14 protein-coding genes are annotated in these 14,689 nt (G+C 64.8%); 5 read left to right on the top strand and 9 right to left on the bottom strand.

The window, feature by feature from the left end:
• Nucleotides 1–10: 10 nt before the first annotated feature.
• From groL to G7007_RS03340, 5 genes are all read right to left on the bottom strand, one after another.
• A complete protein-coding gene (gene groL, locus G7007_RS03360) occupies nucleotides 11–1,654 on the bottom strand; it encodes a chaperonin GroEL (protein WP_060392696.1) in 1,644 nt (547 codons plus the stop codon).
• A 44-nt stretch (nucleotides 1,655–1,698) separates the two neighbouring features.
• Nucleotides 1,699–1,992 (bottom strand): co-chaperone GroES, encoded by a 294-nt coding sequence (locus tag G7007_RS03355; RefSeq protein WP_060392695.1) that lies wholly within the window; start codon nucleotides 1,990–1,992, stop codon nucleotides 1,699–1,701.
• Between the two features lie 269 nt (nucleotides 1,993–2,261).
• Entirely contained in the window at nucleotides 2,262–2,723 is a 462-nt protein-coding gene (locus tag G7007_RS03350; RefSeq protein ID WP_181099015.1) for an FxsA family protein, read from the bottom strand.
• 65 nt (nucleotides 2,724–2,788) lie between these two features.
• Nucleotides 2,789–3,520, bottom strand: coding sequence for a HugZ family pyridoxamine 5'-phosphate oxidase (locus G7007_RS03345; protein ID WP_181099014.1), 732 nt, complete (start codon nucleotides 3,518–3,520; stop codon nucleotides 2,789–2,791).
• Nucleotides 3,521–3,835: 315 nt separating this feature from the next.
• The gene (locus G7007_RS03340) at nucleotides 3,836–4,843 is read right to left on the bottom strand and encodes a DUF481 domain-containing protein (protein ID WP_181099013.1); all 1,008 of its coding nucleotides are present in this window, start codon (nucleotides 4,841–4,843) and stop codon (nucleotides 3,836–3,838) included.
• A gap of 151 nt (nucleotides 4,844–4,994) precedes the next feature.
• Between G7007_RS03340 and G7007_RS03335 the strand changes: the two genes are divergently transcribed.
• Nucleotides 4,995–5,348, top strand: a complete 354-nt coding sequence (locus tag G7007_RS03335; RefSeq protein WP_181099012.1) for an MGMT family protein — start codon at nucleotides 4,995–4,997, stop codon at nucleotides 5,346–5,348.
• 43 nt (nucleotides 5,349–5,391) lie between these two features.
• Complete coding sequence (locus G7007_RS03330) at nucleotides 5,392–6,939, top strand: AmpG family muropeptide MFS transporter (protein ID WP_181099011.1); 1,548 nt, start codon at nucleotides 5,392–5,394, stop codon at nucleotides 6,937–6,939.
• Here the strand turns inward: G7007_RS03330 and G7007_RS03325 are convergent, their stop codons facing one another.
• From G7007_RS03325 to G7007_RS03315, 3 genes are all read right to left on the bottom strand, one after another.
• On the bottom strand, nucleotides 6,940–8,202 hold the full coding sequence (locus G7007_RS03325) for an MFS transporter (protein ID WP_181099010.1): 1,263 nt from the start codon (nucleotides 8,200–8,202) through the stop codon (nucleotides 6,940–6,942).
• A 251-nt stretch (nucleotides 8,203–8,453) separates the two neighbouring features.
• Nucleotides 8,454–9,296 carry a mechanosensitive ion channel family protein gene (locus tag G7007_RS03320; protein WP_181099009.1) on the bottom strand — a complete coding sequence of 281 codons (843 nt, stop codon included), beginning with the start codon at nucleotides 9,294–9,296 and terminating at the stop codon, nucleotides 8,454–8,456.
• Between the two features lie 111 nt (nucleotides 9,297–9,407).
• Complete coding sequence (locus tag G7007_RS03315) at nucleotides 9,408–9,893, bottom strand: YajQ family cyclic di-GMP-binding protein (RefSeq protein ID WP_181099008.1); 486 nt, start codon at nucleotides 9,891–9,893, stop codon at nucleotides 9,408–9,410.
• Nucleotides 9,894–9,997: 104 nt separating this feature from the next.
• Here G7007_RS03315 and G7007_RS03310 point away from each other — a divergent pair, with 104 nt between their 5' ends.
• From G7007_RS03310 to G7007_RS03300, 3 genes are read left to right on the top strand one after another with little or no spacing between them, the layout of a single operon-like run.
• Complete coding sequence (locus G7007_RS03310) at nucleotides 9,998–10,915, top strand: putative 2-dehydropantoate 2-reductase (RefSeq protein WP_181099007.1); 918 nt, start codon at nucleotides 9,998–10,000, stop codon at nucleotides 10,913–10,915.
• Nucleotides 10,916–10,952: 37 nt separating this feature from the next.
• Nucleotides 10,953–12,980: a sensor histidine kinase gene (locus G7007_RS03305; RefSeq protein WP_181099006.1), complete on the top strand. Its 2,028-nt coding sequence runs from the start codon at nucleotides 10,953–10,955 to the stop codon at nucleotides 12,978–12,980.
• Between the two features lies 1 nt (nucleotide 12,981).
• The gene (locus G7007_RS03300) at nucleotides 12,982–13,548 is read left to right on the top strand and encodes a cob(I)yrinic acid a,c-diamide adenosyltransferase (RefSeq protein ID WP_181099005.1); all 567 of its coding nucleotides are present in this window, start codon (nucleotides 12,982–12,984) and stop codon (nucleotides 13,546–13,548) included.
• Between the two features lie 195 nt (nucleotides 13,549–13,743).
• Here G7007_RS03300 and G7007_RS03295 read toward each other — a convergent pair whose 3' ends face one another.
• Nucleotides 13,744–14,688, bottom strand: coding sequence for a Nudix family hydrolase (locus G7007_RS03295; RefSeq protein WP_181099004.1), 945 nt, complete (start codon nucleotides 14,686–14,688; stop codon nucleotides 13,744–13,746).
• Nucleotide 14,689: the final 1 nt, after the last annotated feature.

Genomic DNA, 14,689 nt, shown 5'->3' with positions numbered 1-14,689 from the left:
CGGTCGGCTGTTACATCATGCCGCCCATGCCACCCATGCCGCCCATGTCTGGCATGCCGCCAGCTGCAGGCTTGTCTTCCGGCAGGTCGGCGACCATGGCTTCGGTGGTGATCATCAGACCACCGATCGAGGCCGCGGCTTGCAGGGCCGAACGGGTGACTTTGGCAGGGTCGAGAATACCCATCTCGATCATGTCGCCGTACTCGCCGGTCGCAGCGTTGTAGCCGTAGTTGCCCGAACCTTGCTTGACCTTGTCGGCCACGACGCTCGGCTCGTCACCGGCGTTGGCAGTGATCTGACGCAGCGGCGATTCGACAGCGCGACGCAGCAGAGCGATACCGACGTTCTGGTCTTCGTTGTCGCCCTTGAGGTCGACGATCGCAGCCAGGGCACGCACCAGGGCCACGCCACCGCCAGGCACCACGCCTTCTTCGACGGCTGCACGGGTCGCGTGCAGGGCGTCTTCGACGCGGGCTTTCTTCTCTTTCATCTCGACTTCGGTGCCTGCACCGACCTTGATCACGGCAACGCCACCGGCCAGCTTGGCCAGACGCTCTTGCAGTTTTTCACGGTCGTAGTCCGAGGACGTCTCTTCGATCTGGGCGCGGATCTGCTTGACGCGGCCTTCGATGTCGGCGTCGGTGCCAGCACCGTCGATGATGGTGGTGTTTTCCTTGGACAGGATGACGCGCTTGGCGTTACCCAGGTGCTCCAGGGTGGTGGTTTCCAGGCTCAGGCCGATCTCTTCGGAGATCACGGTACCGCCGGTCAGGATGGCGATGTCCTGCAGCATGGCCTTGCGGCGGTCGCCGAAGCCAGGTGCCTTGACCGCAGCGACCTTGACGATGCCACGCATGTTGTTGACCACCAGGGTCGCCAGGGCTTCGCCCTCGACGTCTTCGGCGACGATCAGCAGCGGACGACCGGCCTTGGCGACGGCTTCCAGAACGGGCAGCAGTTCGCGGATGTTGGAGATCTTCTTGTCGACCAGCAGCAGCAGCGGGCTGTCCAGCTCGGCCACCATGGTGTCCGGCTTGTTGACGAAGTACGGCGACAGGTAGCCACGGTCGAACTGCATGCCTTCGACGACGGACAGTTCGTTTTCCAGGCCCGAGCCTTCTTCGACGGTGATCACGCCTTCCTTGCCGACTTTTTCCATGGCTTCGGCGATGATGTCACCGATGGAATTGTCGGAGTTGGCCGAGATGGTGCCGACCTGGGCGATGGCGCGCGAATCGGCGCAGGGCTTGGACAGGTTCTTCAGCTCGGCGACGACGGCGGCGGTGGCCTTGTCGATGCCGCGCTTGAGGTCCATCGGGTTCATGCCGGCCGCGACGGCTTTCAGGCCTTCGTTGACGATGGCCTGGGCCAGAACGGTGGCGGTGGTGGTGCCGTCACCGGCAGCGTCGTTGGCCTTGGAAGCGACTTCCTTGACCAACTGGGCGCCCATGTTCTCGAACGCGCACTTGAGTTCGATTTCCTTGGCGACGGAAACGCCGTCCTTGGTGATGGTCGGTGCGCCGAAGCTCTTGGCCAGGACCACGTTGCGGCCTTTCGGGCCGAGGGTCGCTTTTACCGCGTCAGCCAGCACGTTGACACCAACGAGCATTTTCTTGCGAGCGGAATCACCGAATTTTACGTCTTTAGCAGCCATGATCGTTCAATCCTTAAATGCTGGGGTTACCGGAAATCGGGGAATCAAGCTTCGATGACGGCGAGGATTTCGTTCTCGCTCATCACCAGCAGGTCCTCACCGTCGACCTTCACGGTGTTGCTGCCCGAGTACGGGCCGAACACGACCTTGTCACCCACTTTCACGGCCAGCGCACGCACTTCGCCGCTGTCGAGCACACGGCCGGTACCGACGGCGACGATCTCGCCACGGTTTGGTTTTTCAGCGGCCGAACCCGGCAGGACGATACCGCCAGCGGTTTTGGATTCTTCTTCGCTGCGACGGATGACGACGCGGTCATGCAGAGGACGAAGCTTCATTGTCGATCTCTCCCAAGTGTGGTTTTCATCGGCCGGTGTCGACACCGGCGGGTTTGATACGGTCCGGCGTAGCCGGAGATGACCCGCCTCAGGCAGGTCACCAAAGTTATGTCCGGCGCCAGACGCGCCGGAAACCTTGCGGTGACTCCAACATGAGGCCGCCGACTTCGATTACAAGGGTGTGATCTGGATTTTTTTTCGCGCCGCGATCACCCCTCTACGCAAACGGCCCCTTTCGGGGCCGTCGTGATTGCGCATGACCGGTCTGGTCACTGGTCGCGTCGCTGGTACTCGCCCTCGATGACGTTCGGACGGTGGCCGGGCTGCTGGGGGCGGCCGGCCAGCGGGTCGTCGTTGAACGCGCGCTGACGCATGGTCTGGGCCTCGGCCCGCTGTCGCAGCTTGCGGGCGATCAGGCGGCGGGTGAACGGCAGCAGGCACAGCACGCCGAGCACGTCGCTGATGAAGCCGGGGATCAGCAACAGACCGCCGCCGAGGGCCATCATCAGGCCCTGGAACATGTCTTCGGCCGGCAGTTCGCCGCGCTGGATGCTTTCACGGGCGCGCAACGCCGTGGCCAGACCCGCCAGGCGCATCACCACGATGCCCAGCGCGGAACCGGCGATGATCAGCAGCAAGGCCGGGAAGAAGCCGATGGCGGCGCTGACTCGGACGAAGACGAACAGCTCCAGCACCGGGAAAATCAGGAACAGCAGGAGAAAAACACGCATCAAGGGATCCTCTGCGGAAGACAGCCTTCCAGTAAGACCCCAGATGGATGCAATCAATCGCTATTTCAACCCGCGGCCTTCTGAGCGGTCGGCCAATGGGAAGCGTGGGCCAGGCACACCAAGGCCTCGCGCACTTGTGTCGGCGTGTTGCAAACCATGGGAAATGGCAGCCAGTACAGTGCAGGCCCGATACGCAGGTGCAGCCCTTCGCTGTCCAACCCCACCAGACAGGCAGGCGCCGTGTCAGGCAGGCCGGCCAGACGGACATAATGGGCGAGCGCGTCGGCATGGTCGCTGTTCATGTGTTCGAGCATGCGGGCCTCGACGGCGCCGACGAAGGGATTGGCCAGGGTCAACTGATCGAGCCAGTGGATGGCGCCGAACCCACCGATATAGCGGTGCCGGACGGGTTCGAGAACCCAGAAATCGAACGCATGCGCCTGGTGGTAGCCGGCCGATTCCGGGAAGTAGCGGTAATAGCGCTGGGCAGCGAGGTCCAGCGCCTCGGCACCTTCCAGCTTGCGGGCCTGCGCCAGTATCGTCAGACGTCCTACGGCTTGTACGTCCGCTGCATCGCGCTCACCGACCAGCAGCGAACACTTGGGATCGGCCAGCAGGTTATGGGTGTGCTGGGCGATACGGCTGATCAGGATCAGCGGCTGGCCCTGGGCATCCAGGCAGTACGGTACGCTCGAACCGAAGGGAAAGCCCGGCATGGCCTTGGAATGCGTCGAGAGGACACCTTGATACGCCTTGAGCAGCAGTTCGCGGGCGTTGCGCAGGGGGATGGCGCTCATGGTCGGGTTCCGTGGCAAGTGGCAAGTGTAGGGCGTTGAGAGTCAGGCAGAGGGGAAAGTTAGGCGGGGCTGACTCTGTGGGCCCTGCGGGCCCAATCGCGGCCGGTCCGGCGCCCCGGCAGGGGCCACTCCCACAAATGACCGCGATAGCCTGCAACCCCGCGGTGGGACTACGGGTGTAGGAGCGGCCCCAGTGCCGCGATTGGGCCCGCAGGGCCCACAGAGTCAGTCACCGCGTTTCATGGCTGGACACGGCTGGCCCCACCTCGCTTACCCTTGTAGCTTGTAGTTGCGGCTTACAGCTCGCCCCTCTACTTACCAGGCCACCCCAAACCCTGCCGTGTACCGCGTCTTCTCCAGATCGCTCCCGCTAGTCCCGCTGATCACGTCCTTCTCGGCCTTGAGGTTCAGCGACGCCCAATCGGTGACCTTGTAGCGCAACCCGACCTCGGCATCCAGCGCATAGTCGGCCACGTTGCCCAGCGGCTTGCCCAGCTCACCATTGGTGAACAGCTCGACCTTCTTGCCGATCAGATAGCGGTTGTAGTCCCATTTCATGGCCACGGAATAGAAGTTGTCCTTGCCGCCATCGGCATATTCATAGTCGGTGCGGTTGAGCAGGCTACCCAGCGAGAACGCCCCCAGTTCGTCGTCCCAGAACTGGTAGCCCGGACCGGTACCGACCGTGCGCTGGCGCGCCAGGTCCTCCACGTGGTCGCGTTTGTACTCCAGGCGTCCCTGCCAGAACCACTGATCGGTGAGGAAGCGGTCCAGGGCGTATTCGGCGCTCCAGTTGTCCGTGGTGGTCACGTCATCCTTGGTCTCGCGGTTGTATTCGCCGTCGGCGCTGTGCCGCCAGCGACCGTGCCGTGCGGTGGTCTTGAAGTCGATGTCGTAGTCGTCGGTGTCGTTCTCGGCGCGCTTGTAGTCCAGCGCCAGGTCGACGTTGCCTTTCCAGACCAGATCCTGCACCAGCGGCTTGGGCTTGAGGATCTGCTGGATGGACGCCAGCTCCACGGTCTTGGGCGCTTCGCCATTGGCCAGGGTGACCTTGCCTGCGTCAGCAGCCGTGAGTGCCTTGGCCTTCTCGCCACTGTAGGCATCCTGCTTGACCAGCAGCTCCTGATCGCTTTCGAGGGTCTTGACCTGCTTCCAATCCAGAGCGACAGAACCACCATAAGGTGTGTCGAGCAGCAATTTGCCGCCATCGAACACCTTGATCTTGCCGCTGAGTCGGTCACCGTTCTTCATCCAGACGGTGTCGGCCAACGCAGGCGAGGACAATGCAACAGTGGTGAGGCACAACAGAAGGCGTGAGTACATAAGCGACTATGGGTTAGATTCAGGGACAAAGGCAGGCATTATCCGGCTACCTTTCATTCAAGCAAGGACAGACCACGCCCATGCACCTGAGTTCCGTTCTCATCTTGCCCTGCCCCTTCCTCACTGTCCCGTCTCATCAGGCGTCACGCTGATGGCCAAGGCCGGCAGCTTGACCGCCGAGCAGGCAGAGGCCCGACGAATGGCGCTGTTCCTGGTGCTCGATCAGGTGCCACCTGGCAAGGTGGTCAGCTATGGCCAACTGGCCGACCTAGCCGGACTGGGGCCGATCGCGCGCTGGGTCGGGCGCGCCTTGAGTCAGTTGCCTGACGGCACCCGGCTGCCGTGGCACCGGGTCCTGGGTGCCGGAGGGCGTCTCTGCCTGGCATCCGGTACGGTCTCAGGGGACGAGCAGCGCGCACGGCTGCGTGCCGAAGGCGTGACCGTGCGAAACAATCGTGTGGATATGTTGCGCCATGGCTGGCGCCCGGTGGAGCACAGCGGTTAGAGTGCGCGCTTTGTTTTCGCAACCTTGAGGCAGATGTTGCTCCATGCCCCGTAAAACCTGGCGCGCTGCGCTCGCTGCCTATGCCAGCCCGTCCACGCTGGTGCTACTGCTGCTTGGATTCGCTGCCGGGTTGCCGTACATGCTGGTGTTCTCGACGCTGTCGGTCTGGTTGCGCGAGGCCGGTGTGGCCCGGGAAACGATCGGCTATGCCAGCCTGATCGGGTTGGCGTATGCGTTCAAATGGGTGTGGTCGCCGCTGCTCGACCAATGGCGCCTGCCGGTGCTCGGGCGGCTGGGTCGACGACGTTCCTGGCTGTTGCTGTCGCAGGTCCTGGTGATGGCCGGGCTGATCGGCATGGGGCTGTGCGATCCACAGAAGCATCTTTCCTGGCTGATCGCCCTGGCCGTGCTGGTGGCCTTTGCCTCGGCCACCCAGGACATCGCCGTGGACGCCTACCGTCTGGAGATCGCCGACGACCAGCGTCAGGCGGCCCTGGCGGCCAGCTACATGGCCGGCTACCGCATTGCCGCCCTGCTCGCCACCGCCGGCGCGCTATTCTTCGCCGAGTGGTTCGGCTCCACCGGCTTCAGCTACCTGCACGAAGCCTGGACCGGGACTTACGTCCTGTTCGGCCTGATCATGCTGCCGGCGGTGTTCACCACGCTGGTCATGCGCGAACCGCCGGTCGCCTTGCAGACCCAGCTGTCGGCCGCGCGCTATGGCCTGACCCACCAGCTGGCCTCGGTGTTTGTGCTGATCATCCTGCTGGTCTCGGTGCCGGCGATGTTCACGCAATTGTTCAACACCGACTGGGCCAGCATGGTCTTCGGCAGCGCCACGCCGCTGGACCTGCTGCTCGAGGACCGGGCCTTCCTGCGCGCGATCCTCTACACCAGCCTGACCTGGGCCTGCCTGTCCTCCATGGGCCGGCGCGGCCTGGCGCCGGTGCTGACGCCCATCAACGACTTCATCGTGCGCTACCGCTGGCAGGCGTTGCTGCTGCTGGGGCTGATCGCCACCTACCGGATGTCCGACACGGTGATGGGCGTGATGGCCAACGTGTTCTACATCGATCAGGGCTTCACCAAGGACCAGATCGCCAGCGTGAGCAAGATCTTCGGCCTGATCATGACCCTGGTCGGCGCCGGCGCTGGCGGCCTGCTGATCGTGCGCTTCGGCATCCTGCCGATCCTGTTCATCGGCGGCGCGGCATCGGCGGCCACCAACATTCTGTTCCTGATGCTGGCCGACATGGGGCCGAACCTGCAGATGCTGGTGGTGACCATCTCGCTGGACAACTTCAGCTCGGGGCTGGCGACCTCGGCCTTCGTGGCCTACCTGTCGAGCCTCACCAACCTGAAGTTCTCCGCCACCCAGTACGCCCTGCTCAGCTCGATCATGCTGCTGCTTCCGCGCCTGATCGGCGGTTATTCGGGGGTCATGGTGGAAAAGCTCGGCTACCACAACTTCTTCCTGATCACCGCCCTGCTCGGGGTCCCGACCCTGATCCTGATCGCCCTGCACTGGCATCAGGAGGTCGGCCGCGGCAAGCAGGCACTGAGCGAACCGCAGACCACCGACACGCCCTGATCAGAGCGCGGAAGGCTCGCCTCTGGCGCCCTCGAACGCTCCACGGCTGTCGCGGATCACCCGGCGCAATGGCCACAGGGCCAAGGCGCCGGCCACGCCGGCAATCACGGCGAAGTGCAGCAGACTGGCACCCGCCCCGAGCATGGCCATCAGCACACCCCCCAGCCCCAGCAAGGCGATGGTGATCATGCCCAGCATCGCCGACACCAGCCCTTTGCTCTGATCGCTGGCGAACAGCGTCAGCCGGTACAGCACGGCGTTGGCCACGCCGAGGCCCAAGGCGTAGACCGTCAGCCCGATCACGAGACTGAGCACGCTCGGCCACCAAGCCGTCGCCAGCAGCATGCCCAGCAGGCCGGCCAGGTACGGCCACAGTGCGCCTTGCACCAGCCGGTGCAGCGGGTAGCGATCGGCGATGCGGTTGATGATCAGGTTGCCGCCGATCAGCCCGGCGAAGACCGGAAGCTGCCAGAGCGCATACGCCAGGGTACTGAGTCCTTCGTCGTGGATCAGCAGCACGGGCGACAGGCCGATCCAGCCGATCAACGGCAGGCTGACCAGCCCCAGGGCCACGCTGCCGGCGATGAAGCGGCCATTGGCCAGTAAACGCCCATAGCCTTGCACCAAGGGCAGCACATGGATCGGCGTGAACGGCAGGCGCGATCCATCGCGGCGCTCCACGCCCAAGGTTTCCGGCATCAGTCGGTAGAGCGCCAGCCAGGTCAGCACCGCGCCCGCAGCGAAAGCCACGAACAGCCAGCGCCAGTCGAGCCATTGCAGCATCAGGGTGCCGATCAATGGCCCTAGTAGCGGCGACAGCAAGGCGATATTGGCCAGCAATGCCATCATGCGCACCGCGTCGGCCTCGCTGAACGCCTCGTTCAGCGCGGGGTAGCTGACCGTGACGACGAAGCCCAGGCCGATGCCCTGCAGCAGCCGCAGCAGATTGAACAAGCCGATGTCATGCACCCAGTAGGTAGCCAGGCAGGCGACGGCGAAGCAGGCGCAGCCACTCAGCAGCAAGGGCCGCCGGCCATAACGGTCGGCCAACGGGCCGATCAGCCATTGCAGCACCACCCCGCCGAGCAGGTACAGGTTGAGCGCATGGGGAATGTAGTCAGGGCTGGCCTGGAGGTCGGCGACCACCACCGGCATGGCTGGCATGACGGCATCGCTGGCCAGGTAGGTCAAGAGCTCGAAGAGCGCCAGGATCAGGCCGAAGGCCAGCGCGCGGCGTGGGGTGATGTGCAGAAGAGGCGTCATGACGAGGTTCGAAGGCAGGAAGGTGGCGCGCAGGCTACAGGCTGCGGGGCACCGGCTACAAGCTACAAGCTACAAGCTACAAGCTACAAGCTACAAGCTACAAGCTACAAGCTACAAGCTACAAGCTACAAGCTACAAGCTACAAGCTACAAGCTACAAGCTACAAGCTACAAGCTACAAGCTTCGAGCGGCAAGCTGTCAGTCACCTGGTTCAGCTTGCAGCTTGCAGCTTGCCGCTCAAATCTCAAAGCTCACTGCGCCACCGGCTCCTGCACCACGCGGATCACCCGCTGCGGGAACGGGATGTCGATGCCTTCGGCGCGCAGACGATCGCGGGTCTGTTCGTTGAGCATGAACATCAGGCTCCAGTAGTCCGGCGTCTTGACCCAGACCCGCAGCGACACGGTGATCGAACTGTCGCCCAGCTCCGACACCACGGCGGCAGGCGCCGGATCGGGCAGCACACGCGGGTCCTTGGCCAGGTCGAGCAGCACCTGCCGGGCCTTCTGCAGGTCGGCGTCGTAGTCGACTCCGACGTTGAACACCACCTGGCGCGTCGGCTGACGGTTGTAGTTGGTGATGATGCCGTTGGACAGGCTGCCGTTGGGCACGATCACGGTCTTGTTGTCACCGGTGCGCAGCACGGTGTGGAAGATCTGGATGGTGTCGACGGTCCCGCTGACGCCTTGCGCTTCGATCCAGTCGCCCAGGCGGAAAGGACGGAACAGCAGGATCAGCACGCCACCGGCGAAGTTCGCCAGGCTGCCTTGCAACGCCAGGCCGATGGCCAGGCCCGCGGCACCGATGGCGGCGACGAAGGAGGTGGTCTCGATGCCGATCATCGAGGCCACGCTGACGAACAGCAGGATCTTGAGGATGATGTTGGCCAAGGTACTGATGAACCCTTGCAGCGCCGGATCGGAGTGGCGCAGGCCGACCAGCTTGCCCAGACGGGCGCTCAGGCGGTTGACGATCCACCAGCCGATCGCCAGCGTCACCAGGGCCAGCAGCAGGCGGCCGCTGTATTGCAGGATCAGGGGAATCCAGCTTTGCGAGGTGCGAACCAGATGGTCCACTTCGGCGTTCAAATCCATCTACGTCTCCCGGAATAGAGCGGCAGGAACACAAAAACAGGCCGCCTGGATCGGCGGCCTCGGGAAGCGGTGGACTGTGTCAGGCGGGCAAGGTTCCGGCCCGGCCGGCCATCAATCGCGGAAGTTGTTGAATTGCAGGGGCATGTCGAAGTCCATGCCGCGCAGGGTGGCGATGGCCTCCTGCAGGTCGTCGCGCTTCTTGCCGGTGATGCGCACCTGCTCGCCTTGAATGGCCGCCTGCACCTTGAGCTTGGCGTCCTTGACCTTGGCGACGATCTTCTTGGCCAGTTCCTTGTCGATGCCTTCGCGGAAGATCGCTTCCTGTTTCATCTCCTTGCCGGACGGATAGGCGTCCTTGACCTCCAGGCACTTGACGTCGATCTTGCGCTTGACCAGCGCCAGGCGAAGAATCTCGACCATCGCTTCGAGCTGGAACTCGGCTTCGGCCGTCAGCACGACGGTCTTGTCCTTTTCCTTGAACTCGAAGTTGCCTTTGCCCTTGAGGTCGTAGCGGCGATCGAGTTCCTTGATGGCGTTGTCGACCGCGTTGTGCACCTCGTGCTTGTCCAGTTCCGATACCACGTCGAACGACGGCATGCTGCTCTCCAGATGTAGGCGCCCCTCGCGTCGAGACCGACGATGGAGCGCGTGGGGATTGAGGGGTAAAATGTGCGCTGATTATAACGGGTTGTGAAACGCAGATGAGCAGCACCTGGCACATTCTCGGCGCGGGCAGCCTGGGTACCTTGTGGGCCTGCCGGTTGGCACGGGCCGCCAAGCCGGTCCGGTTGATCGTGCGCGACGCCGGTCGCCTGGCCGCCTATCGGGCGGCTGGTGGCCTCACGCTGGTCGAAGGCGCGTGCTCGACGCGCCACGCCATCCCGGCGCAGACGCCCGACCACGATGAACCGATCCACCGTCTGGTCCTGGCCTGCAAGGCCTACGATGTGGCCGAGGCCGTGCGCCGACTCAAGCCGCGCCTGGCCCCTGGCGCCGACCTGATCCTGCTGCAGAACGGCCTGGGCAGTCAGGACGAGGCGGTCGCGCAGGCTGGCCAGGCGCGTTGTCTGTTCGCCTCCAGCACCGAAGGCGCCTTTCGTGAAGCGCCCTGGCAGGTACGTTTCGCCGGCCAGGGGTCCAACTGGCTGGGCGACCCCGCCGATCCGACGCTGCCGGTCTGGTTCGACGAGCTGCGGCAGGCGGGCATCCCGGCGCAGTGGAGCGATGACATCCTCGGGCAGCTATGGCGCAAGCTGGCGCTCAATTGCGCGATCAACCCGCTGACGGTGCTGCTGGACTGCCGCAACGGCGCATTGCGCCAGCACGCCGACGAGGTGGCAGCGTTGTGCGAAGAGCTCACTGCCCTGCTCGAGCGCTGTGGTCGGCCAGAGGCTGCCCATGGTCTGCTGCAGGCGGTCGAACAGGTGATCGACGCGACCGCCACCAACTACTCTTCGATGCACCAGGACGTCCAGCAGGGACGCCGGACCGAGCACCGTTACCTGCTTGGTCATGCCTGCCGCAAGGCGGCGCACCATGGGCTGCGGGTGCCGCGCCTGGAACGCCTGCAGCAACGCCTGGTCGATACCCTCACGGCGCGCGGCCTGCCCACTGACTGACGGCCCGCCCTCCACCTTGACGGACAGTGCCACGCTCATGACCTTGCGCCAACGCCTGGAAAACCTCCCGGTCGGGCAGAAACTGCTGGCGGCCTTGCTGGTCCTGTTGGTGACCATTCTGGTGGTCGCCAACCTGACCTTCATCAGCGCGGCCTACTGGATCACCCAGGAAAGCATGGCGCCCCAGGCCCTGCAGACCATCGGCCGGCTGGTCGCCAACCCCCAACTGGCGGCGCGTGCCGGTGAGTCGCCCGCCTCTGCCTCTGCCCTGCTCGAGACGCTGCACGACTACGCGCCGCTACGCGCAGGCGCGATCTACGGCAGCGACGGACGCCTGCTGGCGCAGATCCAGCACGGCGAATCGCTGACCCTGCCCAAGCGCTACCGCAACATCGAGGCCTGGCGCCTGACCGAGTTTCGCAGCACGCAACTGATCCGCCTGCCGCGCCCCGGCAGCCCACCGTCGCACCTGCTGCTGGTAGCCAGCAGCGAACTGCCCATGGCTTTCTACACCGGTACCTTGACCGCCAGCCTGGGCATCCTGGTGTTCAGCATCCTGCTCTGGCTGATGGTGGCGCGACAGATCAAGCGCCTGGTCACCCAACCGATTCATCAGCTCGAAGAGCTCAGCCGCCAGGTCACCCGCGAAGAGAGCTACGCCCTGCGCGCCCAGCCCGGCAACGACGATGAGATCGGCAGCCTGGCCCAGGCCTTTAACACCATGCTCTCGCGCATCGAGGCGCGCGAGCAGCAGCTCAAGCGCGCCCGCGACGAGTTCCAGTCGGCTTTCGACCAGGCCCAGGGGCTGGCCGAGGAAACCCGCCACACCAACCGCAAGCTGGAGCTGGAAGTCCAGGTGCGCAGCAAGATCGAAAAGAAGCTCACGGGGTTTCAGAACTACCTCAACAGCATCATCGACTCGATGCCTTCGGCACTGATCGCGCTCGACGAACAGCTCTACGTGACCCAGTGGAACCAGGAAGCCACCGCCCTCTCCGGCACGCGCCTGGAGGAGGCGCTGAACCAGCCGGTGTTTCTCGCCTTCGAGCCGCTCAAGCCGTTCCTGTCGCAGCTCAGGGCCAGCGTGCAGCAGCACCGGGTGGAGAAGATCGAACGGGTCACCTGGCCCAAGCACGACGAGCCGCGCCACTACGCCCTGACGTTCTACCCACTGACCGGTGGCGGTGGTCGTGGCGTGGTGATCCGGATCGACGACATCACCCAGCGGCTGTCGCTGGAAGAGATGATGGTGCAGTCCGAGAAGATGCTGTCGGTAGGTGCCCTGGCCGCTGGCATGGCGCACGAGATCAACAATCCGCTCGGGGCGATCGTGCACAACGTGCAGAACATCCGCCGCCGCCTCTCCCCCGAGCTGCCACGCAACCTGGAACAGGCCGAGACGCTGCAGCTGGACCTGGCCGACATCAACCGCTACCTGGCAGCCCGGGACATTCCATCGTTGCTCGATGGCATCCAGCAAGCCGGTGGCCGCGCCGCCAAGATCGTCACGCACATGCTCAATTTCAGCCGCCGCAGCGATCGACAGCTGGTGCCATGCGACCTGGCGGCCTTGATCGACCAGGCCGTGGAAATCGCCGGCAACGATTTCGACCTGACCATCGGCTTCGACTTCAAGGGCCAGTCGATCGTGCGCCAGTTCGACCCCGAGCTGGGGCCGGTGCCGTGCACGGCGAACGAGCTGGAGCAGGTGCTGCTCAACCTGCTGAAGAATGCCGCGCAGGCGATCCACCAGCGGCCCGACGACGGCGAGCCTGGACGAATCACCGTGCGCACCCGGCTCAACCCGCCTTGGGCGGAAATCCACGTCGAGGACAATGGCGTCGGCATGCCCGAGGCCGTGCGCAAGCGCACTTTCGAGCCGTTCTTCACCACCAAGGAGATCGGCCAGGGCACCGGGTTGGGGCTGTCCGTGTCCTACTTCATCATCACCAACAACCACAAAGGGCAGATGGAAGTGCACTCGGCACCCGGCCAGGGGACCTGCTTCACGCTGCGGCTCCCCTTGGACACGCCAGCGCTGCCTGTGGACACCGAGGAATCATGACATGGGCTTTCGGCTTTCCAAGATCTACACACGCACTGGCGACAAGGGCGAGACGGGGCTGGGCGATGGCCGCCGGGTGCCCAAAGATCACCCGCGTATCGAGGCCATCGGCGAGGTGGACAGCCTGAACAGCCAGCTCGGCCTGTTGCTGGCCGGGCTGGCCGAAGCCGGCCTGGACGAGGTGAGCGCGGTACTGGCGCCTTGTCAGCACCGGCTGTTCGACCTGGGGGGCGAGTTGGCGATGCCCAGCTACCAGGCCCTGGACGCTGTCGAGGTCGAGCGGCTGGAGGCGGCGATCGATCGCTGGAACGAGGAGCTGGGACCCTTGGAGAACTTCATCCTGCCCGGCGGCTCGGCGCTGGTGGCCCAGGCCCATGTGTGCCGCAGCCTGGCGCGCACGGCCGAGCGGCGTTGCCAGCAGCTCAACCAGGTGGAGCCGCTGGCCGGGGTGGGGTTGGCCTATGTGAACCGGCTGTCGGACCTGCTGTTCGTGGCCGCGCGGATCATCGGGCGCCGCCAGGGGGTGGACGAGGTGTTGTGGCAGGCGGCGAAGCGGGCGCCGTGTTGAGGGTTCTGTGGGCCTTTCAGGCCCAATCGCGGCACGGGGGCCGCTCCTACACCCGTAGTCCCACCGCGGGGTTGCAGGCTATCGCGGTCACCTGTGGGAGCGGCCCCAGTGCCGCGATTGGGCCCGCAGGGCCCACACCCTCTGTCAGCACAAACCGCCGCCCGTAGAGCACCTGCACCGCCTGCAGGCGTGTCTTCAATCCGCCGGCCAGAACGCCCGAATGCCCGCCACGCCCTGTGCCCCGATCATACGTGCGCGCGCACTGTCCTGCGGCCCTACGCCTCCGAGCAGAAACACTGGCTGCCCACATCCGTCGATGAGCCGTTCAGCGGTCTCCCACCCCAGCGGTGTCGCCTCAGGGTGGGTCTGGGTCGCCTGCACGGGTGAAAGCGTTACGAAATCCACACCCATCTGCCGCGCCAGGCTCAGCTCCTCTTCATCGTGACAAGACGCCGCCAGCCAGCGGTCGACCGGGAACGGTCGGCCCTTGGCCGCGTACTTTCGCAACTGCTGTGCGGTCAGATGCCAGCCAGCCGAGGGGAAGTCGCCCAGCCACTCCAGCGGCCCCTTGAGCATGAGCTGCGCCTTGCCTGCGCACAGCCCGATGGCATCCACCGCCACGTCACGGTACTTGGGGTCGTACAGGTCCGGGGCGCGCAGCTGGATGAGCTTGCAGCCCTGGGCCACGGCCTGGCGGATGCCTCGCAGCAACGCTGGCACGTCGAGCCCATCGGGCGTGATCAGGTACTGCTCGGGAAGGCGTGCGGCGGCGACGATCGGCTTGTTGGCCTCGGGAAAGGCGTAGTCGCCCAGCGCCCTGGGCGCGACCCAGGCCACAGGCTGACCTTCGGCACCATGGGGCTCGCCTTCGAATGCCATCACCTCGTGCACATCGAGCAGAATCTGCTTGTCGGGGTAATCGTGACGCACCTTGATCAACGGTTGGGCATGCACCACGTGAATGCCCAGCTCCTCGTGCAGCTCACGGGCCAGTGCGGTACTGACGTCCTCTCCCTCCTCGACCTTGCCACCAGGAAACTCCCACAATCCCCCCTGGTGCTGGGTATCGGCGCGTCGAGCGATCAGGATGCGCCCATCCTGGCCACGGACGACTGCTGCGGCGACATGGATCCGCTTCATC

This window comes from Pseudomonas entomophila (assembly GCF_013523125.1).
In the GTDB taxonomy this organism is placed as follows: Bacteria; Pseudomonadota; Gammaproteobacteria; order Pseudomonadales; family Pseudomonadaceae; genus Aquipseudomonas; species Aquipseudomonas entomophila_B.
This window is presented reverse-complemented; position numbering and strand designations above follow the sequence as displayed.